Origin of the sequence: Brachybacterium sp. GU-2 (assembly GCF_030866705.2) — a bacterium.
Classification (GTDB): Bacteria; Actinomycetota; Actinomycetes; order Actinomycetales; family Dermabacteraceae; genus Brachybacterium; species Brachybacterium conglomeratum.
Genome location: NZ_CP133037.2, coordinates 2129468 through 2150856, shown reverse-complemented (window position 1 = coordinate 2150856; position 21389 = coordinate 2129468). Strand labels below are relative to the sequence as shown.

Annotated in this window: 20 protein-coding genes; 12 read left to right on the top strand and 8 right to left on the bottom strand. The window is 72.4% G+C overall.

Annotated features, from left to right (window positions below; translation table 11 throughout):
• Nucleotides 1-3 precede the first annotated feature (3 nt).
• The 4 genes from RBL05_RS09835 to RBL05_RS09820 all read right to left on the bottom strand — a co-directional run bounded on the left by RBL05_RS09835 (nucleotide 4) and on the right by RBL05_RS09820 (nucleotide 5501).
• Nucleotides 4-3144: a DUF3427 domain-containing protein gene (locus RBL05_RS09835; protein ID WP_308739649.1), complete on the bottom strand. Its 3141-nt coding sequence runs from the start codon at nucleotides 3142-3144 to the stop codon at nucleotides 4-6.
• Nucleotides 3144-3572 (bottom strand): (deoxy)nucleoside triphosphate pyrophosphohydrolase, encoded by a 429-nt coding sequence (locus RBL05_RS09830; protein ID WP_308739650.1) that lies wholly within the window; start codon nucleotides 3570-3572, stop codon nucleotides 3144-3146. The genes RBL05_RS09835 and RBL05_RS09830 overlap by 1 nt, the downstream gene beginning before the upstream one ends.
• Nucleotides 3573-3660: 88 nt before the next feature.
• Entirely contained in the window at nucleotides 3661-4959 is a 1299-nt protein-coding gene (gene codB / locus RBL05_RS09825) for a cytosine permease (RefSeq protein WP_308739651.1), read from the bottom strand.
• Complete coding sequence (locus tag RBL05_RS09820; protein WP_308739652.1) at nucleotides 4956-5501, bottom strand: nucleoside deaminase; 546 nt, start codon at nucleotides 5499-5501, stop codon at nucleotides 4956-4958. Before RBL05_RS09820 ends, codB begins: the two co-directional genes overlap by 4 nt.
• A gap of 192 nt (nucleotides 5502-5693) precedes the next feature.
• On the opposite strand from RBL05_RS09820, the gene RBL05_RS09815 reads away from it, so the two are divergent.
• The gene (locus RBL05_RS09815; RefSeq protein ID WP_308739653.1) at nucleotides 5694-6734 is read left to right on the top strand and encodes a M14 family zinc carboxypeptidase; all 1041 of its coding nucleotides are present in this window, start codon (nucleotides 5694-5696) and stop codon (nucleotides 6732-6734) included.
• A gap of 34 nt (nucleotides 6735-6768) precedes the next feature.
• Here the strand turns inward: RBL05_RS09815 and RBL05_RS09810 are convergent, their stop codons facing one another.
• On the bottom strand, nucleotides 6769-7749 hold the full coding sequence (locus RBL05_RS09810; protein WP_308739654.1) for an LLM class flavin-dependent oxidoreductase: 981 nt from the start codon (nucleotides 7747-7749) through the stop codon (nucleotides 6769-6771).
• A 445-nt stretch (nucleotides 7750-8194) separates the two neighbouring features.
• Here RBL05_RS09810 and RBL05_RS09805 point away from each other — a divergent pair, with 445 nt between their 5' ends.
• The 7 genes from RBL05_RS09805 to RBL05_RS09775 all read left to right on the top strand — a co-directional run bounded on the left by RBL05_RS09805 (nucleotide 8195) and on the right by RBL05_RS09775 (nucleotide 14704).
• Nucleotides 8195-9070, top strand: coding sequence for a formate/nitrite transporter family protein (locus RBL05_RS09805; RefSeq protein ID WP_308739655.1), 876 nt, complete (start codon nucleotides 8195-8197; stop codon nucleotides 9068-9070).
• The gene (nirB, locus tag RBL05_RS09800; RefSeq protein ID WP_308739656.1) at nucleotides 9067-11628 is read left to right on the top strand and encodes a nitrite reductase large subunit NirB; all 2562 of its coding nucleotides are present in this window, start codon (nucleotides 9067-9069) and stop codon (nucleotides 11626-11628) included. The genes RBL05_RS09805 and nirB overlap by 4 nt, the downstream gene beginning before the upstream one ends.
• Nucleotides 11625-12011, top strand: a complete 387-nt coding sequence (gene nirD / locus RBL05_RS09795; RefSeq protein WP_308739657.1) for a nitrite reductase small subunit NirD — start codon at nucleotides 11625-11627, stop codon at nucleotides 12009-12011. Before nirB ends, nirD begins: the two co-directional genes overlap by 4 nt.
• Nucleotides 12008-12895, top strand: coding sequence for a uroporphyrinogen-III C-methyltransferase (gene cobA, locus RBL05_RS09790; protein WP_308739658.1), 888 nt, complete (start codon nucleotides 12008-12010; stop codon nucleotides 12893-12895). Before nirD ends, cobA begins: the two co-directional genes overlap by 4 nt.
• Entirely contained in the window at nucleotides 12892-13758 is an 867-nt protein-coding gene (locus tag RBL05_RS09785; protein ID WP_308739659.1) for a uroporphyrinogen-III synthase, read from the top strand. The genes cobA and RBL05_RS09785 overlap by 4 nt, the downstream gene beginning before the upstream one ends.
• Complete coding sequence (locus RBL05_RS09780; RefSeq protein ID WP_308739660.1) at nucleotides 13755-14468, top strand: sirohydrochlorin chelatase; 714 nt, start codon at nucleotides 13755-13757, stop codon at nucleotides 14466-14468. Before RBL05_RS09785 ends, RBL05_RS09780 begins: the two co-directional genes overlap by 4 nt.
• A 92-nt stretch (nucleotides 14469-14560) precedes the next feature.
• On the top strand, nucleotides 14561-14704 hold the full coding sequence (locus RBL05_RS09775; protein WP_308739661.1) for a hypothetical protein: 144 nt from the start codon (nucleotides 14561-14563) through the stop codon (nucleotides 14702-14704).
• Between the two features lie 13 nt (nucleotides 14705-14717).
• Here the strand turns inward: RBL05_RS09775 and RBL05_RS09770 are convergent, their stop codons facing one another.
• Nucleotides 14718-15392: a histidine phosphatase family protein gene (locus RBL05_RS09770; RefSeq protein WP_308739662.1), complete on the bottom strand. Its 675-nt coding sequence runs from the start codon at nucleotides 15390-15392 to the stop codon at nucleotides 14718-14720.
• 339 nt (nucleotides 15393-15731) lie between these two features.
• Here RBL05_RS09770 and RBL05_RS09765 point away from each other — a divergent pair, with 339 nt between their 5' ends.
• Complete coding sequence (locus RBL05_RS09765; protein WP_308739663.1) at nucleotides 15732-16877, top strand: 3,4-dioxygenase subunit beta; 1146 nt, start codon at nucleotides 15732-15734, stop codon at nucleotides 16875-16877.
• A 201-nt stretch (nucleotides 16878-17078) separates the two neighbouring features.
• Here the strand turns inward: RBL05_RS09765 and RBL05_RS09760 are convergent, their stop codons facing one another.
• On the bottom strand, nucleotides 17079-17567 hold the full coding sequence (locus RBL05_RS09760) for a DUF3592 domain-containing protein (protein ID WP_308739664.1): 489 nt from the start codon (nucleotides 17565-17567) through the stop codon (nucleotides 17079-17081).
• A gap of 131 nt (nucleotides 17568-17698) precedes the next feature.
• Between RBL05_RS09760 and RBL05_RS09755 the strand changes: the two genes are divergently transcribed.
• The 3 genes from RBL05_RS09755 (at nucleotide 17699) to RBL05_RS09745 (ending at nucleotide 20397) form a co-directional block, all read left to right on the top strand.
• A complete protein-coding gene (locus RBL05_RS09755) occupies nucleotides 17699-18697 on the top strand; it encodes a dihydroxyacetone kinase subunit DhaK (protein ID WP_308739665.1) in 999 nt (332 codons plus the stop codon).
• Nucleotides 18698-18708: 11 nt separating this feature from the next.
• Nucleotides 18709-19380, top strand: a complete 672-nt coding sequence (locus RBL05_RS09750) for a DAK2 domain-containing protein (RefSeq protein ID WP_308739666.1) — start codon at nucleotides 18709-18711, stop codon at nucleotides 19378-19380.
• Between the two features lie 186 nt (nucleotides 19381-19566).
• On the top strand, nucleotides 19567-20397 hold the full coding sequence (locus RBL05_RS09745; RefSeq protein WP_308739667.1) for a sulfite exporter TauE/SafE family protein: 831 nt from the start codon (nucleotides 19567-19569) through the stop codon (nucleotides 20395-20397).
• 33 nt (nucleotides 20398-20430) lie between these two features.
• Here RBL05_RS09745 and RBL05_RS09740 read toward each other — a convergent pair whose 3' ends face one another.
• On the bottom strand, nucleotides 20431-21345 hold the full coding sequence (locus tag RBL05_RS09740) for a hypothetical protein (protein ID WP_308739668.1): 915 nt from the start codon (nucleotides 21343-21345) through the stop codon (nucleotides 20431-20433).
• Between the last annotated feature and the right edge of the window lie 44 nt (nucleotides 21346-21389).

Here is a 21389-nt window from a genome sequence, read left to right as displayed (position 1 = left end):
TGCCTACGCCACCGCCCGGGCTTCCATGAAGAGGTCTGCCGGCATCGTCCTGTCCAGCCGCCACACGATCTGCATCGGACGTGACCCCGTCGCCTGCTGGAACTGGGCTGTACCGAGGCAGGTGTAGGGCTCGGTGCCGATGTCGCCGGTCTTCGCGCGCCGTACGAAGAGGACGACACTGGAGCCGCGCGTTGCGTGGTTGATGTATCGCTGCCCCGTGGGGCTCTCCACGCTTGTCGTGCTCTGGGACTCCCAGTGGAAGAGCTCCTGATTGATCGCGTAGTCGCGGTACATCGTGGTGGGGGAGTAGTCCGCTTCCGACTTCTTCAGCGTCACCAGCAAGGCGTCCACGCTCATGCTGGGCAACCACTTCACGCCTTCGCGAATCGAGCCCGGCGCGCCGGTATCCAGAGTGCCAAGCCCCAGTCCGGCCAGAAGTTCCTCACGCGAGTACCTCGCGTGCGATCGCAGCGGAGAGCGCGCGACAGAGCCCGTCAGTGCCTCCGGTCGCACTCTCGAGGACTGCTCTTGGTACGTCAGCAGCTGCAGGAGCTCCTCCACGACAACGGGGCGGGAACGCAGCTGCTCGAGTCCTTCGCGGATGCTCCGCTCGCCAGTAGGCCAGAAGGAGTACACGAGCATCGCTGCGTAGAGGTCCGTCTCGACATCTGAGGGAAGAGACGGTGCCGTAAGTAGACGCCGATACGCCTGAATTCGCTCCGGATCGTCGACGTGAGTCAGCGTGACGACTCGTCGAAGGAGCGCGTCGGCTGCTTCCGTCGAATCTTTCGTTCCGCTGGCAGGGAAGGCCCAGTCTACGAGTGCGGACCAGCTCGCCGAGCGTTTCTCCCCGCTCAGGCTGCGCGTCCCCGGCCCGTAAATGTCCGCGAGGGATCGCTCTGCCGCGTGCAGGTATGAGCCCAAGGCGTAGTCGCCGGGGGTGTCGTCCTCTGGCTTGTGCTGGCGCACGTCTGCCACGAGGTCCCGCGTCGAAAGCTTGAGCTGCTTCTTGACGTTCGACAGCACGATGTCCTGTGCGACGCGGTCGAAGACGATCTGTGTTCCAGGAGGGAGGAACGGAAATCCGTCCCGGATGCTCCGCTCGAGCTTGTTCCGGGAGAGCCCGGTCAGCGCGCGGTACTTCAGGTCGAAGCGGAAGTTCGTGTGCTGGAGGCCGACGAAGTCGAGCACGGTGAGTACGGCCTTGTTGTCCGCTCGACGGAGTCCGCGGCCCAGCTGTTGGAGGAAGATTGTGGCGGACTGCGTGGGGCGCAGCATGAGGACCGTGTCGATCATGGGGATGTCGAGACCCTCATTGAACAGATCGACGGCGAACAGGCAGACGATCTCGCCGCGCCGCAGCTTCGCGAGTCCTTCCTGGCGCTCGTCAGAACCGGACGCGCCGCTGAGCGCAAGCGACGGCAGCCCGGCGCGACGGAACAACTCGGCCATGTAGTGCGCGTGCTCGACGCTCACGCAGAAGCCGAGCGCTCTCATGCGACTCGGATCCGTGACCTTGTCTCGCAGGGCCTGCAGCACCTTCGCTGCTCGAGCGTCGTTGCCGGTGTACAGGGAGTTCAGCTGGTCAGTGTTGTACGCACCGCGGGTGAACCGCAGCCCGCTGAGGTCCACTCCATCGGCGATCCCGAAGTAGTGGAAAGGCACGAGCAGGTCGGCGGTAAGGGCGTCCCAGAGCCGCAGCTCGCTCGCGATCCGCCCCTCAAAGAACTCCTGGGCAACGTCGACTCCGTCGGCCCGTTCCGGTGTTGCCGTGAGCCCAAGCAGCTCGCGCGGGGTGAAGTAGTCGAGGACCTTTCGATACGTCGCTGCTTCGGCGTGATGGAACTCGTCGATGACGATGACGTCGAAGTGATCGCGCGTCCACCGCTCAAGCTCTCCCGCCTGCTGCAGCGACTGGATCGACGCGAAGACGTGCCGCCGTCGGACGGGCTTTCGTCCATCGACGAACAACTCTCCGAACGCGCCGTCTTTCAGGGCGTCGCGGTAGGTCCTCAGAGACTGCTCGAGGATCTCCTTGCGATGCGCAACGAAGAGGATCGTCGGCTGATCGGCGTCCGACGTCCGCAAGCGCTTGTAGTCCAGAGCGGCAACCACGGTCTTGCCCGTGCCTGTCGCCGCGACAAGCAGGTTGCGATGCCGGTCGTGCACCTCCCGCTCGGCGGCGAGATCATCGAGCATCTCCGTCTGATGTGGGTATGGACGCACATCGAGGTGACTGATGGACAGGTCTGCCGAGGAGGCGCGGCCGCTGTTCTTCGCGAGGAGCGCGTCGAGGTACTCGGCGTCCTCGTCCGGGTCGTAGGGCGCGAACGCCGCATCGTCCCAGTACGTCTCGAAGGTCGACTCAAACTTGTCGACCAGGCTCGGGGTCGCCAGGTGGGAGAGACGGACGTTCCACTCCAGGCCGTCGACGAGCGCTGCGCGGCTCATGTTCGAGCTGCCCACATATGCCGTCGTGTACCCACTGGACCGATGGAACATCCACGCCTTCGCATGAAGGTGCGTGGATTGCGCGTCGTAGTTGACCCGCACCTCGGCGTGCAGCGACCGCACGAAGTAGTCCAGCGCCTTGCGGTCCGTGGCACCGATGTACGTCGTCGTGAGGACGCGGATCGGGACGCCCCGTTCGGCTGCTTCTCTTAATGCCGACTCCAGTACGCGGATCCCGCTCCACTGGACGAACGCGCACAGCAGATCAATGCGATCCGCGCTCGCCATCTCGAGGCGCAGTTCCGAGCCGAGCTGCGGATCCATTCGCGAGTTCGTGAAAAGCGCGACGTCGCTGAGCGGCGTCGACGGACGGGGCAGGGGCGGTGTTTCTGGTGCCGTCACCGAGGTGAGGAGGCGCGGTCCAGGTGACACTTCGGGGTCCGGGGCAGCGGAGGACAGCGCGGAGAGGAGGCGGTTCACGAGGGCGATGCGCTCCTCGCGGGGTGCAGTTTTCAACGCCTGCTCGACGGTCCGTGCGACGTGCTGAGTGAGGACGTGCGCGACGTCTGCGTCGTCGACGTCTTCCGTCGGGGTGAGTAAGCCCTGCTCTTCGGTCAACCGCACTGCATCGGTAAGGCCCGTGGTGAGGAGCAGTTCGTAGAGGCCGGGGTCTAGGGCCTGCTGCCCCTCCATCACTCCGCCTCGGGCTCGCGGCGAAGGGAGGCGAGCCGGTCTGGCAAACCGTCAAGGAGCGGAACATCGCCAGGCGCCCACTGAAGCGAGGACAGCTCCGTGAGCGGCACCCACTGCATCGCGTCGTGGTCGCTGCTGGCGATGGGATCCTCGCCCGTGAACTGTGCGGCGTAGCAGGAGAGCTCGATGCGCGCAGTGCCGACATCGCTCAGGCTCCGGTCGACGAACGGGCCGACGGCGACGTCGACGCTCAACTCCTCCTGGAGCTCGCGGCGCAGCGCGTCCTCAGCGGTCTCTCCCGCTTCGATCTTCCCGCCGGGGAACTCCCACAGCCCGCCAGCACTGCGCTCGGCGTTGCGTCGGGCGGCGAAGACCGCACCGTCTCGTTCGATGATGGCGCCAACGACTCGGATGACTGGACTCTCCACCGCGAATGCTCCTCTTGCTGGGCCGACACCGTCGATCGTACGAAGAGCCGGTGACAGGCGCAGCGAAAGCCGCAGGACGGATGGGGGCTTATGCGGCGGGGGTGAGCTCTCGCTTCGCCCGCACCCCCAACACCCACGCCCCCACCAGCGCCACGACGATCCCGTTCAGCGGCGCGATCCCGATCCCGTACTCGTTCGACACCCACGCCACCACGCACCCGGCCACGTACGGCACGAGCGCCTGCCAGCGCACCTTCTCGGTCAGCGTCGACAGCGCCGGCTGCCCACCCCGCCACCGGGCGATCCAGTCGCCGATCAGCACGCCGCCCACCGGCGGGATCAAGATCCCGATGAGGCTGAGGTAGCCCACGATGTGCCCCTCCACGCCGAGGAGCGCCAGCACGGTGCCGATCGCGACGCCGCCGATGATGAACGGGCCCTTGCGCCGGGCGTTGGCGAGCTCGGCCCCGGCGACGCCGAAGGCGTAGGCGGCATCCGCGTTGGACTTCCACAGGTTCCCGAACAGGAAGAACAGGCCCCAGCCGATCATGCCCATGCCCAGCAGCAGGGTGGTGAAGTCGCCCTCGCCGAACGCGAGCGCGGAGACGGCGCCGAAGAACACCATCAGGCCGTTGCCGATCACGAAGCCGAGCCCGCAGGCGATCACGGCGTCTCGGCCGCGCTTTGCGAAGCGGGTCCAGTTCGCGGCCTGCGTGCCGGCGGAGGCGAAGGTGCCCACCACGGTCGTCACGGCCGCGGCCCAGGTCATGGAGGTGGTGGGGGCGATGTCGAACAGGCCCCGCCAGCCGCCCACCTCTCCGAGCGCGAGCGCGGTGATCCAGAAGGCGAGCACCAGGATCAGCGGCGTCGAGATCAGCGAGACCCAGTACATGCCCTCGTAGCCGTACAGCGCGGTGAGCATCATCAGGGCGGAGACGCCGATCATCACCAGCGCCGGGGCCCAGGCGCTCTCCCATCCGAAGGCGAGCGCGGTCATCTGCCCGATCGAGCCGACCGCCACCCCGTACCAGCCGATCTGCGTGCCGCCCAGCAGCACCGAGACGAGCTTCGACCCGGCGGTGCCGAACGTATATCTCGACATGACCACCGTGGTCAGCCCGGTGCGGGCGCCGAGGAAGCCGATCGCGGCGACGTACGCGCCGAGCACCACCGAGCCCACCAGCAGCACGGCCAGGAACTCGCTGAAGCGGAAGGCCGCGCCGATGGATGCGCCGGCCATGAGCGTCGGCGCGAAGACGGTGAACCCGATCAGCACCACCGAGATCGAGACGACGCCGCGCCGCGCCGAGGCGGGGACGGGGGTGACCGGGTAGTCGGGGTCGACGGGCTCGGTGCCCGCCTCCTCGCGCAGCTCGGCCGCGGTCACCGGCCGGCGCCGTCGACGTCGGAGTCCTCGGCGCCTGCAGCGCGCGCGCCGTCGGCCGACGTGCTGAGCTCGCCCGTCTCCACGCCGATGTCCTCGCTCCAGATCTCGGGACGCTCGGCGATCATCCGCTCCATCAGCGCGATGCAGTCGGGGTCGTCGAGCACGTCCACGGTGACGCCCCGCTCGCGCAGCAGGTCCTCGGCCATCTCGAAGGTGCGGTTCTCGCCCACCACGATCCGCGGGATCTCGTACAGCAGCGCGGTGCCGGAGCACATGATGCACGGCGACAGGGTCGTGTACAGCACCGACTCCCGGTACACGCTTGCGCGCAGACGCCCGGCCTTCTCGATCGTGTCGGTCTCGCCGTGGAGGATCGCGGAGTCCTTCTGCACGCGCTGGTTGTGACCGGCGGCGAGCACCTGCCCGTCGTGGACCAGCACCGCGCCGATCGGCACCCCGCCCTCGTCCCAGCTCTTCCGCGCCTGCTCGATCGCGAGGGAGAGGAAGCGACGGTCGTCCTCGGCAGTGGGGGTCCAGGTCATGGCGGAGTGCTCCTGCAGGGTGGGGGAGGGGTCGCAGGAGATCGTAGAGCCGATCCGCCCGACGCCGCGTGCCCCGCGCCGGCGGCGAGACCCGGTGCGGGCCACGTCACCGCGGCACGTAGACCCGTTTCGGCCAGAACTCGTCCGAATCGTCCCTTGAAACCTGTGCGGCCGCTCTGCTTGGGTCAGAACATGACCCACCTCATACGACGACGTGTCATCGGCGCCCTGACGGCGCTGCCCCTCCTCTCCGTGCCGGTGGCGGCCGGAGCCGTCGGCAAGGGCCCCGAATGGGGCGGCAACGGCAACATCACCACCGCCCACCTCTCCACCTACGACGACCTCGCCGCATTCCTGCAGAAGCAGGCCGACAAGCAGCCCGCGATGGAGCTGAGCGTCATCGGGCAGTCGGTGAAGGGGCGGGACCTCTACCTCGCCTCGTGGATCGGCGACCCCGCGAACCCCACGGTCCTCTTCCTCACCCAGCAGCACGGCAACGAGCAGCTCACCACCGAAGGGGCGCTCGAGTTCATCAAGCACCTCGGCACCGGCCGCAACCGCGATGTGCTCGACGGCGTCAACGTGCTCGTCGGCCCGATGCTCAACCCCGACGGCGCGATGGGCGACGTCGACTTCTCCCTGGACGGCTACATCGCCCACGGCGACCGCCATCTCACCCGCTACAACGCCCGCGAGGTGGACCTCAACCGCGACCACGTCGACCGGCTCCAGCCGGAGACGCAGGCGCTGCACGAGAACGTGCTGGGCGCCTACGACATCGACTACATGATCGACCTCCACCACCAGGGCGCCTACAGCGCGATCGGCGAGGACTGGGTCTCCGGCTCGATCCTGTACCCCACCACCCCGAACGCCTCCGCCGAGCTCGTCGAGCGCTCGAAGCAGCTCGGCGCCGTCGTGTACGAGGCGGTCGACTCGACCGGCTGGGGGCTGATCGGCAAGTACAACGGCGGCTCCGCCGAGACCATCAGTCGCAACGGCCTCGCCGTCGAGTACGACATCGCCACGCTCCTGTTCGAGATGCGCGGCATGGCCGACCACTCCGGCGAGAGCTACGTGCTCGGTGCCCGCAGCAGCGGCTACCTCATCCGGCAGACGGTCATCACCCTCGAGGAGACGACCCGCGCGATCGCCGACGGGTCCATCCAGGCCGCCGACACCTCCTTCTGGGACACCCTCCCCACCCAGGGGCGGTACGACCCCGACGAGTGAGGGCGGCGGCGCACGTCGCGGCCGAGGGCGACCCTCACCGCATGTACGCCTCCGCCAGCAGCTCCGCCGACCGCAGCCGCTGCTCCACCCGCGGGCCCTGGTGGGCGATGATCAGCTCGTCGGCGCCGGTGGCATCGGCGAACTCGGCGACCTGGTCCCGCACCACGTCGGGGGTGCCGACGGCGCTGTAGGTCGCCATCTGGTGCAGGTGCTGGGCCTGCGGGGCGGCGAGCAGCTCGTCGGCCTGCTCGTCGGTGTACTCGGTGCCCGGGCGCAGCAGCAGCGCCACCCGGCTGCGCATCATCTCGTGCTGCTGGCGCTCGGCGTCGGTCCGATCGTCGGCGGCGATCACGTTGAAGCCGGCGATGACGTGGGGCTTCTCGAGCTGCTCGGAGGGCTGGAACTCGCGGCGGTAGAGCGCGATCGCCTCGTGGAGAGCGCCGGGGGAGAAGTGCGAGGCGAAGGCATAGGGCAGCCCGAGCGCGGCGGCGAGGCCCGCGCCGAACAGCGAGGAGCCGAGGATGAACAGCGGGACGTCGGTGCCCTTGCCCGGGTAGGCGTCCACGCCCGGGATCCGGGACCGGCCCTGCAGGTAGCCCTGCAGCTCCATGACGTCTTCGGGGAAGGAGTCGGCGGAGGCGGCGCTGCGGCGCAGCGCGCGCATCGTGTTCTGGTCGGTGCCCGGCGCACGGCCGAGGCCCAGGTCGATCCGGCCCGGGTGGAGCGTCTCGAGGGTGCCGTACTGCTCGGCGATCACGAGCGGGGAGTGGTTGGGCAGCATGACGCCGCCCGCTCCGAGCCGGATGGTGCTGGTGTGCGCGGCGACGTGGGCGATCAGCACCGAGGTCGCGGAGGACGCGATCGACGCCATGTTGTGGTGCTCGGCGTACCAGACCCGCCGGTACCCGGCCTCCTCCGCCTTTCGGGCCAGGGCGACCGTGCCCTCGAGCGCGTCCGCCGGGGTCTGGTCGCGCGCGGCGGTCGCGAGGTCGAGGATCGAGAGCGGGACGGCCATGGGGGCACCTTTCGTCGAGTGAGGGTGCCGGCCGGCTCGCCCGGCACCCATGGGGTCAACGCCTCACGTGCCGTTCCTCTTCCCGGGCGCCGGGGACTGCGTGGAGTCCGCGCCCCGCTCGGCCTGGCGGACCGTCTCACCGCCGCCGGCGCCGCGAACGCCTCCTGCTCCACCGGCGCCACCATCCTCCGCGCCGCCCGGGGTCCACCCTGGTGCCGTGCGCGGCGCGCGAGGACGGCTGCGGGAACGCACTGAGGTCGAGGGACGTGTGCTCGGACGTTCCCGTGGGAACGCCCCGCCGTGTCCGCGCCGCCTGAGACTTCGGATCACGAGAAGGTCACGGGCCCCTCCGGGGCTTCGCCCGGGCCGCCGCACCGGACACGATGGCCGTACCCCGCTGCAGGCGCACGGGACATGACCCACCCCTCCCACCCCAGGAGCTGCCATGTCCTACGTCCAGCCCGCCGATCTGGTGGACCGCCTCACCGCTGCCGGCGCCGCGAAGGCCTCCTACTCCACCGGAACCACCCTCCTCCGCGCAGCCATGGGTGGGGCGATCCTCGCGCTGGCCGCCGCCTTCGCCGTCACCGTCTCCACCCAGACCGGCCAGCCGCTGCTCGGCGCGATGCTGTTCCCCGTCGGCTTCATCATGCTGTACCTGATGGGCTTCGACCTGCTCACCGGGGTGTTCACCCTGGTGCCGCTCGCCTGGCTCGCCCGCCGCGACGGCGTCACCCTCCCCGCGATGCTGCGCAACTGGGGCCTGGTGTTCCTGGGGAACCTGATCGGCGCGGTCGCCGTCGCGGTGCTGATGGCCATCTACTTCACCTACGGCTTCTCCACCGAGCCCAGCGCCGTGGGGGAGGCGATCTCCGAGATCGGGCACGGCCGCACCGTCGGCTACGCCGAGTACGGCGCGGCCGGGATGCTCACCCTGTTCGTGCGCGGGGTGCTGTGCAACTGGATGGTCTCCACCGGGGTGGTCGGCGCGTTCATCTCCGACAGCATCCTCGGGAAGATCGCCTGCATGTGGATGCCCGTGATGCTCTTCTTCTACATGGGCTTCGAGCACTCCATCGTGAACATGTTCCTGTTCCCCTCGGGCCTGCTGCTCGGCGCGGACTTCACCCTCATGGACTACCTGATCTGGAACGAGATCCCCACCGTGATCGGCAACCTCGTGGGCGGCCTGACCTTCGTGGGCCTGCCGCTCTACCTCGCCCACCGCCGCCGCTCCGCCCCGACGGCCGATGCCGCGGTCCCGGCGGCCGTCCCCTCCGTCCCGGTCGAGGCGCCCGAGCTGGCGGGAGCGAGCCGATGAGCCCCCGCATCGTCGTGATCGGCGCCGGGATGGCGGCGCACCGCCTGGTCGACTCCCTGGTCACCCGCTCGGAGGGCCACCTGACGATCACCGTCCTCGGTGACGAGGCCCGCCGCCCCTACGACCGGGTGGGCCTGACCCGCTTCTTCGACGGGGACAGCCCCGAGGAGCTCGCGCTCCCGGACACGATCTTCGCCGACCCCCGCGTCACCCTCCACGAGGACGATGCGGCCACCGCCATCGACCGCGCAGCCCGCACCGTCACCACCGCCTCCGGCGCCGTCCACCCTTACGACCACCTCGTCCTCGCCACCGGCTCGGTCGCCGCGCGGCCCCCGGTCGACGGTGCGGAGCTGCCCGGCAGCTTCGTCTACCGCACCCTCGACGACGTGGACTCCCTGCAGCGCCACGTGCAGGAACGGGCCGCGGCGCTGGGACGCCCGGTGCGCGGCGTCGTCGTCGGCGGCGGACTGCTGGGCCTCGAGGCCGCCGGCGCGCTGCAGGGCATGGACGCCGAGGCGACCGTGCTCCAGTCCAGCGACCGGCTCATGTCCGCGCAGCTGGACCTGCCCGCCGGGACCGTGCTGCGCCGCCTCATCGAGGCCCGCGGCATCGCCGTGCGCACCGACGCCCGCACCACCGCGCTCCGCCCCGGCCCCGACGGGGCCGTCGAGGCCGTCCTCCTCCGCGACGGCACCGAGCTGCCCGCGGACCTCGTCGTCCTCACCGTCGGCGTGCGTCCCCGCGACGAGCTCGCCCGCGCGGCGGGCCTCGCCTGCGAGGAGCGCGGCGGGGTGCGGATCGACGCGGCCTGCACCACCTCCGACCCCTCCGTCCACGCCATCGGCGAGGTCGCCGCCTTCGAAGGGCAGTGCGTGGGCCTCGTCGCCCCCGGCTACGCCATGGCCGAGGTGGTCAGCGACAGGATCCTCGGCGGGAGCGCGACCTTCGACGGCTACGACCTCTCCACCAAGCTCAAGCTCTCCGGAGTGGACGTCGCCAGCTTCGGCGACGCCTTCGCCACCACCCCCGGCGCCCTCGACGTCGTCTACACCGACCCCGTCAGCGGCGTGCACAAGAAGCTCGTCCTCTCCGACGATGCGAAGACCCTGCTCGGCGGGATGCTCGTCGGCGACGCGAGCGCGTACGGCGCGCTGCGCCCGCTGGTGGGCGGTCCCCTCGGCGGCGACCCCGCCGCGCACCTCCTGCCCGCCGGCGGCGTCGACGCCCCGATTCCCGAGCTGCCCGACGAGGCGATCGTGTGCTCCTGCTCCTCGGTGAGCGCCGGCGCGATCCGTCACGCCGTGCGCGAGCAGGGCTGCACCGACGCCGCCGAGGTCACCGCCTGCACCAAGGCCGGCGCCACCTGCGGCTCCTGCACCGTCATGGTGAAGTCCCTGGTGGGCGGCGAGCTCGCGAAGCTCGGGAAGGCCGTGTCCACCGGGCTGTGCGAGCACTTCGAGCTCTCCCGCCGCCAGCTCTTCGACGCCATCCACGTCTCGGGCCTGACCACCTTCAGCGCCGTCATCGAGCGGTTCGGCCGCGGCCGCGGCTGCGACGTCTGCAAGCCCGTGCTCGCCAGCATCCTCGCCGTCCTCGGCGGGGAGCACGTGCTCGACGGCGAGAACGCGACCCTGCAGGACACCAACGACCACGTCATGGCGAACCTGCAGAAGGACGGCACCTACTCGGTCGTCCCGCGCATGCCCGGCGGCGAGGTCACCCCCGAGGGCCTGATCGTGGTGGGGGAGGTCGCCCGGGACTTCGGCCTCTACACGAAGATCACCGGCGGCCAGCGCGTGGACATGTTCGGCGCCCGCCTCGAGCAGCTGCCCCTGATCTGGCAGCGCCTGGTGGACGCGGGCTTCGAGTCCGGCCACGCCTACGGCAAGTCCCTGCGCACCGTGAAGTCCTGCGTGGGCTCCGCCTGGTGCCGCTACGGCGTGCTGGACTCCACGGACATGGCGGTGCGGCTCGAGCTGCGCTACCGGGGCCTGCGCGCCCCGCACAAGTTCAAGCTCGGCGTCTCCGGCTGCGCCCGCGAGTGCGCCGAGGCCCGCTCCAAGGACGCCGGCATCATCGCCACCGCCCAGGGCTGGAACCTGTACGTCGGCGGGAACGGCGGCGCGACCCCGCGCCACGCCGAGCTGCTCGCCGAGGGCCTGGACGACGACACCCTGATCCGCACGCTGGATCGGTACTTCATGTACTACATCCGCACCGCGGACAAGCTCCAGCGCACCGCCCCCTGGGTCGAGTCCCTCGACGGCGGGATCGACTCCCTGCGCGAGGTGATCATGGAGGACTCCCTGGGCCTGGCCGCCGACCTCGACGCGGCGATGGCCCGCCACGTCGAGGGCTACCGCGACGAATGGGCCGCGACGCTCGCCGATCCCGCCAAGCTCGCCCGCTTCCGCTCCTTCGTGAACGCCCCCGCCACCCCCGACCCCGGCCTCGCCCACGTCCCCGAGCGCGGTCAGATCCGTCCCGCCCGGCCCGAGGAGCGCGGCAGCGACTCCGTCCTGATCGCCGGCACGACCCTGGAGGTACGACGATGACCACGACCCTCACCACCCCCACCCTCGCCCCGCAGCTCGCCGCGAACTGGGAGCGGCTGTGCCCGCTGGAGGACCTCGAGGTCGAGCGCGGCCGCGCCGCCCTCCTCGGGGACGAGCAGGTCGCCCTGTTCCTGCTGCCGGACGGGGACGTCCGCGCGGTCGACAACCACGACCCCTACTCGGGCGCGAACGTCATCTCCCGCGGCATCGTCGGCTCCCGCGCGGGACGCCCCACCGTCGCCTCCCCGATGTACAAGCAGGTCTTCGACCTGCGCTCCGGCACCTGCGTCGACACCCGCGGGAAGGCCGTGGAGCGGCTGCGCGTCTGGCCCGTGCGGACCCTCGACGGGGACCTGTACGTGCTGCGCGGGGGCGCGCGATGAGCGGCGCCGTCCCCGGCCGCGTCGCCCTCATCGGCGGCGGGCCCGGTCCGCTGGACCTGCTCACCGTGCGCGCCCTGCGCCTGCTGCGCGCGGCCGACGTGGTGATCGCCGACCGGCTCGGCCCCGCCGCCGAGATCCGCGCGGAGCTGCGTCCCGACGCGCTGCTGGTCGACGTGGGCAAGCGCCCCGGCCATCACCCCGTCCCGCAGGAGCGGATCAGCGCGCTCCTGGTCGAGCACGCCCTCGCGGGGCGTGCGGTCGTGCGGCTCAAGGGCGGCGACCCCTTCGTGCTCGGCCGCGGCGGGGAGGAGGTGCTCGCCTGCCGGGCGGCGGGGATCGAGGTCGAGGTGGTCCCCGGGATCTCCAGTTCCCTCGCCGTGCCCCAGGCCGCCGGTATCCCCGTCACCCATCGCGGCACCTCGGCAGGCGTGCACGTGGTCAGCGGTCACGACGCCGCCGGGCCGCACGGCCCGTCCCCGGCGACCCTCGCCGCGCTCGCCGACGACAGCATCACCACCGTGGTGCTGATGGGGGTGCGGACCCTGCCCGCCCTCGTCGCCGCCGCCCGCGCCCACGGCGTGCCGGGGGAGAGGCCCGTCGCGATCGTCGAGAACGGGCACACCCCGCGCCAGCGCACCACCCGCACCACCCTCGAGCGCGCCGTGCGCGCGGCGGAGGAGGCGCAGGTGCGCAGCCCGGCCGTGATCGTGATCGGCGAGGTCGCCCGGCCCGGCCTGCTCGGCGAGGAGCCGCCGGCGCTCGACGCGCGCGTCCTCACGGCTGCTCCGTCCGGCTGCTCTCCCGCGCCCCTCGCCCCGCCGATGGAGTCCGCCGGCTCCGCGGCACCGACCGCACGGCCGCCCGTCGCGGGACCCGGGGCGTGAGCGCCCCCGCGAGCCTCTCGTCCGCGCTCGAGGGGCGTCGCCTCGTCCTGGCCCTGGACCGACGGGCCGACGAGCTCGCCGCCGCGCTCCGGCGGCACGGCGCCGCGATCCAGCACGCCCCCGCGATGAGCATGATCCCGCACGTCGACGACCCGCTGCTGCTGGAGCGCACCGCCGAGCTCGTCGCCCGGCCGCCGCAGCTCCTGATCGCGACCACCGGGGTGGGGATGCGCGGCTGGTTCGAGGCGGCCGAGGCCGCCGGCATCGCCCCCGCCCTGCGCGCCGCGCTCGCCAGCACCCGCGTCCTCGCCCGCGGTCCGAAGGCCCGCGGCGCCGCCCAGAGCGTCGGCCTCACCGTCGACTGGGTCGCGGCCGACGGCACCTCCGCCGAGATCATCGAGCACCTCGCGGGCCGTGACCTGCACGGGATCCGCGCCGCGGTCCAGCACCACGGCTCCGGCGCCGACGGCCTCGACGAGGCGCTCGAACAGGCCGGCGCCCAGGTCACGGCCCTGACCGTCTACCGCTGGGGACCGCCCCGGGACCCGGCGGCCGTGCACCGCTCCGCGCTCGCCGCCGCCGCCGGCGAGGTCGATGCGGTGCTTTTCACCGCCGCACCCGGCACCGAGAACTGGCTCGCCGCGGCCGAACGGGCCGGTGCCCTGCCCGGCATCGCCGCGCACGCCCGCGCCGGGCGCCTGCTGATGGCGGCCGTCGGCCCCCTCACCGCCGGGCCGCTCGAGGCGCGCGGCATCCCCGCGCTGCTGCCCGCCCGCAGCCGGATGGGCGCGCTCGTGCGCACCGTCGTCCAGCACTTCGATCCCGCCGACGCCGGCCGTCGCCTCCAGGAGGACGCCTCATGACCACCCTCGTCGCCTGCTCGCACGGAACCCGCTTCCCGGCCGGCCGCGCCGCCGTCGCCCGGATCCGCGCCGCCCTCGCCGACGCGGTCCCCGGGACCGAGGTGCGGGAGGCCTACGTCGACGTCGAGCAGCCCGAGGTCGCCGGCGTCGTCGCCGAGGCCGCCGCGCACGGGCCCGTCGTGGTGCTGCCGCTGCTGCTCTCGACCGGATTCCACACCTCCGTGGACATCGCCGCCGCCGTCGCCCCGCACCCCGGCGCCGCGGCCGCCGAGCCGCTGGGCCCGCACGAGCTGCTGGTGCGGTCCCTGTGCGACCGTCTGGCCGCGGTGAGCGGGGGCGACGCCGGCCACCGGCCGGGCGATCACGTGGTGCTCGCCGCGGCCGGCTCCTCCGACCCCGCCGCCGCCCGCGCCGTGGAGCGGATGCGGGACCTCCTCGCCTCGCGACTGCCCGCCCCGGTCACCGTCGGCTACGGGGCCGGCTGCGCCCCCACGATCCCGGACGCGGTGGCCTCGGCCCGCGCTGCGGGGGCGCGCCGCGTCATCGCCGCGAGCTACGTGCTCGCCCCGGGGCACTTCGCGGACCTCGTGGAGCGGGCCGGGGCGGATCTCGTCTCCGCCCCTCTCGGCGACCACCCGGCGGTGATCGCCGTGGCCGCGGCCCGCTTCCGGCAGGCGCGTCCCGCGCTCGAGGCCGCCGCCGTCCGCTGACACCGACGCCCGGACGGCGTCGCCTGCGAGACTGCGCAGCGAGGGCATGGAGTCCCGGCGACCCGAGCCGGCCCGTCGCCGATCCGCCGGAGATGACCGACGCGGCAGGCGATCCCGCCTACGCGCAGGCGCTCGCCGAGATGCAGGAGCTGACCGCGCGGATGCAGGCCGAGGTCGGGGACGCGCCCTACGAGGGCCCGGACACCCCGGGCCTGGAGTGGCCGACGGCGCGATGACCTGCGGCGGCCCTCAGGCCTTCGCGTCGGCCGCGTCGTCGGCGGTCACGTCGTGCTCGGCATCGCGAAGCAGGTGCTCGCCGCCGACGGGACTGGAAACCCAGTCCTCGACGCGCCAGCCCGCCGCCGGGTCCCCCACCAGGGTGACCAGGCCCGTGTTGTACAGCGGCCGCTCGGACAGCGAGGCGGCGCCGAGCCCGCCGGCGACCGAGGCGAACACGCGGATCGCGGCGCCGTGGCTGACCACGACAACGGTCGCGTCCTCGGCGTGCTGATCCGCGATGTGCCGCAGCGCCCGGGTCCAGCGGTCCCAGAACTCCCGCCCGGTCTCACCGCCGGGCAGCCCGCCCTCGAGCTCGCCCGCGCTCCAGCGCTGGTGGTTGTCCTGATAGGCGTCGACGGCCTCCGCGTCCTGCCGGCCCTGGTGGATCCCGGCGCGGATCTCCTCGATCCCCTCGGTCAGGCGCGGGCTGAGCCCGCGCGAGGCGGCGAGCGGGGCCGCGGTCTCGTGGGTGCGCAGCAGGCGGGAGACGTGGATGGCGGCGATGTCCTCGTGCGCGAGCGCGGCGGGGACCGCGCGAGCCTGGGCGTGGCCGAGCGTGGTCAGCCCCGGCCCGGGATAGGCGGCGTCGAGGATCCCCTCGACGTTGGAGGGCGTCTGGCCGTGGCGGAGAAGGAGGAGTCGCATGCTCAGCACCGTACGAGATCCGCCGGGAGGGTGCAGGATCGGTCGCCGAGCGGCGGTCTGCGTCACAGCGGGCCCTGTCACGGGCAGTCCCCGGCCAGCCGCGGGGAGCGCCGGGGATCTGAGCGCCGACCGACGTTCCCTGCCTCGATGCCGCAGGTCAAAGGCCCTGCACGTCGTCCCGCTCGCCCTGCGGACGCGTCGTCGACCGCGCGGCGAGGCGCCCGGTCTCCCAGGAAGTTCCCGGCCACTCTTCCGAGAGGTCACGGAAAGGCTCAAGTGGCCGCACAGCCTGCGTCCTTAGGTTTCCGGCTTCACCGCAGGAGACCGAGAGGACCCGCCATGGACACCACCGACCCCCGCCGCGTCGGCCGCCCCTATCCCGAGGCGCGCGAGCACACCGCCGCACAGAACTCCGCCGGAGCGGTCCCCTCGGGCACCGCACCGCGCAACAGCTTCGAGGGCCGGCCCCTCCACCACCCGGACGAGGATGTCGAGGACCAGGGCCTCGCCTTCGACGTCGGCACTCTGGTCTCCCGCCGCGGCGCGCTCGGCGTGCTCGGCGCGGGCAGCGTCGCCGCCGTCCTCGCCGCCTGCTCGAGCGGCTCCGCGACCAGCACCGGCGCCGCGAGCGACGGGGGAGGGGCGAGCGACGCCGGCGGCTCCAGCGCCTCCAGCGAGCTCACCGAGATGCCGGGCGAGACCGCCGGCCCCTACCCGGGCGACGGCTCCAACGGCGCCGACGTGCTCGAGACCAGCGGCGTGGAGCGGTCCGACATCCGCTCCTCCATCGACTCGGACACCACGGCCGAGGGCGTCCCCCTCGACATCACCATGACCATCATTGACATGGCCGGCGGCGACGTGCCGATGGAGGGCGCGGCCGTGTACCTGTGGCAGTGCGACGCCGCCGGAGAGTACTCGATGTACTCCGAGGGGGTGGAGGAGGAGACCTACCTGCGCGGCGTGCAGATCGCCGACGCGCAGGGCAAGGTCACCTTCACCTCCATCTTCCCCGGCTGCTACACCGGCCGCTGGCCCCACCTCCACTTCGAGGTGTTCCCCGACGCGGAGTCCATCGTCGATGCGACCAACGCGATCCTCACCTCGCAGATCGCGCTGCCCCAGACGGAGGCGGACGGCGTCTACGAGCTCACCGAGTACGCGGGCAGCGCCGAGAACCTCTCCGAGCTCACCCTCGAGACCGACGGGATCTTCTCCGACGGCTACGAGCAGCAGCTCGCGGCCCTCTCCGGCGACCTGGATTCCGGCTACTCCTTCGCCATCGACGTCCCTATCGACACCACCACGGAGCCCGAGGCCGGCGGGATGGGCGGCGGAGAGGGCGGTGCGGGCGGCCAGCCGCCGGCCGATGGAGAGGGCGGTCCCGGCGGTGAGGGCGGCACCCCGCCCGAGGGTGCGCCGGGCGAGGGCGGCGAGCCCCCGGCGGATGCGCCGTCCGACGGCGGCGGAGACATGCAGAGCTGATCCGGCGACCTGCACGGCCCGGCGATCGCGCGGCCCGGCGCAGAGCTGACGCGGCATCGGCAGAGCTGATGCGTGCGGACGGATACGGCGCCGGGAGGGGGCTCAGCAGAAAAGGGACTCCTGCGGCACACGGCGGAGCTCAGCGCCGTGCCGTGGCGCTGGAGTCCCCTTTCTGCAGGTGCCGCCCCAGCCGGCACCGCCTCAGAAGAAGGGGAGCTGGCCGAGGATCATCCAGCCGCCGTTCACGATGATCCCGATGACGGCCAGGAACACCAGGGCGAAGCCGATCCGCATCACCGGGCCCCTTGCGGAGATGCCGCGCCCGTTCTGCGGGGCGATGAAGCGCTCGGGCCGGTCGCGGTCGTGGAGCACGGTCACGCTCATGCCGCTGCGGTCCACGGTCCCGGCGTCCGTGACCACCGGATTCGCCCGGACCGTCTGCCCGCGATCGGTGGTGAACTCGATCGTCTCGACGACGCGGCTGGAGCGGTCCTCCCGGGTGCCGCTGTAGTGCACGTGCGAGGAGATCACCCGCCCCTCGGTCCGGATGCCGCTCGAGGCCAGACGCCGCGCCCGCAGCAGGTCCCGCACGGCCGAGAACATCATCCACAGCGCCACCAGCACCAGCAGCAGCACGACCAGCGCGAAGAGCGTCGCGAACACGCCGAAGCCCAGGCGCACCCCGTCCATGGTCCCCCCCTCGTCCTCACCCGTCGGCCCCCGCCGACGTGTCCCTCCGACCGAGCGTACCGGGCACGGCGCGGCAAGGAGCGTCGCGGGCTAGAGTCGGGACGGAGCATCCGCCCGCGGGAAGGACCCTCATGCGACGCAGCATCGTCAACGACCCCGACCAGCTCGTCCCCGAGGCGCTGGAGGGCTTCGTCCTGAGCCATCCGGGCCGTCTCGCCCTCGACGCCGAGCACCGCTTCGTCCGACGTGCCGAGCCCGCCACGGGCAAGGTCGGCCTCGTCTCCGGCGGCGGCTCCGGCCACGAACCGCTGCACGCCGGCTTCGTCGGGAAGGGCATGCTCGACGTCGCGGTCGCCGGTGCCGTCTTCGCGAGCCCGACCGCGCTGCAGGTCCTCGAGGCGACCAAGGCCGCGGACTCGGGCCGCGGCGTCGTCCAGATCGTCAAGAACTACACCGGCGACGTGCTGAACTTCCGCATCGCCGGCGAGATCAGCGGCGACGACCAGGTCGAGACCGAGATCGTGCTGGTGGACGACGACCTCGCCACCGACACGGCGGACGGGGGAGGCCCGGGCCGCCGCGGCACCGCCGCCACCGTGATCGTCGAGAAGGTGTGCGGAGCCGCCGCCGAGGAGGGCCAGGACCTCGCCGCGGTCGCCGAGGTAGGCCGACGCGTCGCCGCCTCCGCCCGCACCATGAGCCTCGCGCTGACCGCCGGCACCCACCCCGGCGACGACGAGCCGCAGTTCACACTCGGCGACGACGAGGTCGAGCTCGGCGTCGGCATCCACGGTGAGCGCGCCGCCCAGCGCGTCCCCTTCACCACGGCCGACGGCCTCACCGACCTGCTCCTGGACCCACTGCTCGAGGAGCTCGGCCTGGAGCGCGGCACTGAGGTGCTCGCCATCGTCAATGGCCTCGGGGGCACCTACCCGCTCGAGCTGAACCTCGTCGCCCGCCGCCTCCACCACCGCCTGGGCGACGCCGGCCTCGCTGTTGGCCGCAGCCTCGTCGGCTCCTACGTGACCAGCCTCGACATGCACGGCATCTCGCTGACGCTGATGCCGCTGGACGACGAGCTGCGCCGCCTCTGGGACGCGCCCGTCCAGACCCCTGCCCTGACCTGGTGAGGAGCACTCCGATGACCGACCACGCCCTGCCCGAAGACCTCGGCCGCCTCGTCGTCACGACCCTTCGCGAGACCCTCGAGGACGCCGCGCCAGCGCTCGGCGACCTCGACCGCCGCGCCGGTGACGGCGACTTCGGCGACAACGTCCGCACCGCCATGAAGAACCTCGGCCGCGAGCTCGAGGGCGGCGAGCCCGCCGACTACCGCGGCTGGGTCACCGCCATGTCCCGCGCCTGGCTCGGCGTGGGCGGCACCTCCGGCCCCCTGTTCGGCATGTTCTACCGCGACCTCGCCAAGGCCGCCGACGACGGCGAGGTCCCGGACCTCGCCGCGCTCGCCGAGGCGCTCGCCGCCGGCCAGGCCGTGATCCAGAAGTACGGCGAGGCCGAGGTGGGGGACCGCACCATGGTCGACGCCCTCGCCCCCGCCGTCGCCGCGCTCCGCGAGGCCGCCGGCTCCGGGGCCGATGCCGCGCACGCGCTCGGCGCCGCCGAGAAGGCCGCGATCGACGCCGCGAAGGGCACCGCTGAGCTCACCGCCCGCCGCGGCCGCGCCAGCTACGTCGGCGACAGCGCCAAGGGCGTCATGGACCCCGGCGCCTGCGCGATGGCGCTGGTCGTCGGCGCGCTGCGCGCCGCGGTCGGGGCCGACGGGGGAGAGGTCCGCGCCGACTGGATCGGGTGAAGCCCGCGCATCGTCTCGTGCCCTTCCGAGGAGCCCCGCACGGCCGGCAGGGATGGCGGGCGGCGCCGGCACGCTCCGGGACATCTCGAGGATCTCCTGGATGAAGATCTCTTTCCGCAGGACTGTGGATGACGGCTCCGGACACCGCGCGCACCGCAGACTCGCCCGCTGGTAGGTTCGCTCTTCGTGTCCGACCTCGCCGCCCTGCTCCCCGATCTCAGCACCACCTCCTGGCTGCTGGTGGTGCTCGGCGCGCTGATCGTCGGCTTCTCCAAGACCGCGCTGCCCGGCGCAGCGACCCTCGCCGCGGGCGCGTTCGCGCTGGCCATGCCCGCGAAGGAGTCGACCGCCGCGCTCCTGCTGCTGCTGATCCTCGGCGACATGACGGCGCTGTGGGTGTACCGGCGCGAACCGGACTGGCGCACCCTCGTGCGCCTCCTGCCCAGCGCCATGGTCGGCGTGATCATCGGGGTGTTCTTCTTCGCTGCGGTCGACGACGTGACCGTGCGCGTCACCATCGGCGTGATCCTGCTGGCGCTGGTCACCCTCACCCTCGTCCGCCGCGCTCAGGCCGCCCGGCGCACCGCCGCACAGGCCGAGGCCTCCGACACTCCGCCTGCGACCCGCGCCGAGTCCGAGCGCGGCAGCCGCAAGGGCGCCGCCGCGACCGCACAGGGCATCGGCTACGGCCTGCTCGGCGGCTTCACCACCATGGTCGCCAACGCCGCCGGGCCCGTCATGTCGCTGTACCTGCTGATGATGCGGATGCCGGTGCTGACCTTCCTGGGCACCTCGGCGTGGTTCTTCGCCGTGATCAACCTGTTCAAGCTGCCCTTCTCCGCAGGGCTGGGCCTGTTCACCGCCGAGACCCTCGCGATGGACGCGTTGCTCGTGCCGGTCGTGCTGCTGGCCGCCTTCGCTGGCGCGAAGGTCGCCCGCCGCATCTCCCAGTCGGTCTTCGACAAGCTGGTGCTGGGCCTGACGGTCCTCGCCGCGATCGGCCTGCTCATCCCCTGACCAGGGTCCGGTTGTTCGCGGAGGCCCCGGCCCTCACGGGATCTCATCGGCCGTCAGGCCGGCGGTGAAGCCCCACTCTCGCAGGTCCTCGTCGCTCGCGGCGAAGAGCACCTCCCGCACCTCGACCCGTCGCGGCTCCCCGCCGTGCTCCTCGAGCTCGGCCGTCCACACCGGCTCCTCGCGGTCGAAGTAGAGGGTCGCGGTGGTCTGGTCCAGCAGCAGCGCCGAGTCCGCGCCGCAGTGGAGCCAGGACTGCCGGCCCGCGTGGTGCTCGAGGTCGTCGCGCGGCACGGCTCCGCACTGCGTCCCGTCGGCCAGCACCACGACCAGCGGGTTCGGCATCTCCGAGGCGTGAGAGGTGAAGCCGACGAGCATCGAGGAGCGGATCCGGGCCGCGGAGCGGGTGAGCGGATCGCGCACGCACAGCGCCTCGCCGACCTGCCCTCCCTCGACGGCGCGGCAGACCAGCAGGCGCTTGTCCGCGCTGCCGCAACGGAAGTAGTCCTCGCCGATGGCCCAGTCGGTCGCCTCTGGCAGACTTCCCGCGCAGGCGTTCCCGGGAAGGTCGACGATCTCCCAGTCCTCGTCAGGCCAGATCCCGGCCACCCGGGTGCGGGTCAGCGGCGGGTCCTCTGCGGAGGTCCTCCCGCTCACGGCGGGGTCCTCATGCTGTCCGGCCGACGGGGTCGTCGGGGACGGGTCGGGGGCGAGCGGCACTTCCTGGGGCGCGTCCTGGCGGACGGCGATCGTCGCCGGGGCGGACGTGGACTCGGTCGCCTCCGGGGCCGCAGGCCCCGCGAGGCACCCCGTGAGCACGGCCCCCAGCAGCAGCGCACCGCTCAGCGCGAGGGCGCGCTCGGCGGCGGCAGGGTGCCTGGCGGCGAGGCGCCGGGGCGCGGCCGGACGTCGGGACGCGGCGGGGGACGGCGAGGAGCGGCGCGGGGTCATGGCGCATCGAGTCCGTTCGGAGGGTCCGCTCCCTCGGGGAGGAG

Coding starts and splice junctions, on each gene's coding strand:
- RBL05_RS09765 (WP_308739663.1), top strand. CDS start 15,732: ATGGACACCACCGACCCCCGCCGCGTCGGCCGCCCCTATCCCGAGGCG.
- RBL05_RS09740 (WP_308739668.1), bottom strand. CDS start 21,345: ATGACCCCGCGCCGCTCCTCGCCGTCCCCCGCCGCGTCCCGACGTCCG.
- nirD (WP_308739657.1), top strand. CDS start 11,625: ATGACCACGACCCTCACCACCCCCACCCTCGCCCCGCAGCTCGCCGCG.
- cobA (WP_308739658.1), top strand. CDS start 12,008: ATGAGCGGCGCCGTCCCCGGCCGCGTCGCCCTCATCGGCGGCGGGCCC.
- RBL05_RS09755 (WP_308739665.1), top strand. CDS start 17,699: ATGCGACGCAGCATCGTCAACGACCCCGACCAGCTCGTCCCCGAGGCG.
- RBL05_RS09815 (WP_308739653.1), top strand. CDS start 5,694: ATGACCCACCTCATACGACGACGTGTCATCGGCGCCCTGACGGCGCTG.
- RBL05_RS09810 (WP_308739654.1), bottom strand. CDS start 7,749: ATGGCCGTCCCGCTCTCGATCCTCGACCTCGCGACCGCCGCGCGCGAC.
- RBL05_RS09780 (WP_308739660.1), top strand. CDS start 13,755: ATGACCACCCTCGTCGCCTGCTCGCACGGAACCCGCTTCCCGGCCGGC.
- RBL05_RS09750 (WP_308739666.1), top strand. CDS start 18,709: ATGACCGACCACGCCCTGCCCGAAGACCTCGGCCGCCTCGTCGTCACG.
- RBL05_RS09820 (WP_308739652.1), bottom strand. CDS start 5,501: ATGACCTGGACCCCCACTGCCGAGGACGACCGTCGCTTCCTCTCCCTC.
- RBL05_RS09775 (WP_308739661.1), top strand. CDS start 14,561: ATGACCGACGCGGCAGGCGATCCCGCCTACGCGCAGGCGCTCGCCGAG.
- nirB (WP_308739656.1), top strand. CDS start 9,067: ATGAGCCCCCGCATCGTCGTGATCGGCGCCGGGATGGCGGCGCACCGC.
- RBL05_RS09805 (WP_308739655.1), top strand. CDS start 8,195: ATGTCCTACGTCCAGCCCGCCGATCTGGTGGACCGCCTCACCGCTGCC.
- RBL05_RS09760 (WP_308739664.1), bottom strand. CDS start 17,567: ATGGACGGGGTGCGCCTGGGCTTCGGCGTGTTCGCGACGCTCTTCGCG.
- RBL05_RS09770 (WP_308739662.1), bottom strand. CDS start 15,392: ATGCGACTCCTCCTTCTCCGCCACGGCCAGACGCCCTCCAACGTCGAG.
- RBL05_RS09835 (WP_308739649.1), bottom strand. CDS start 3,144: ATGGAGGGGCAGCAGGCCCTAGACCCCGGCCTCTACGAACTGCTCCTC.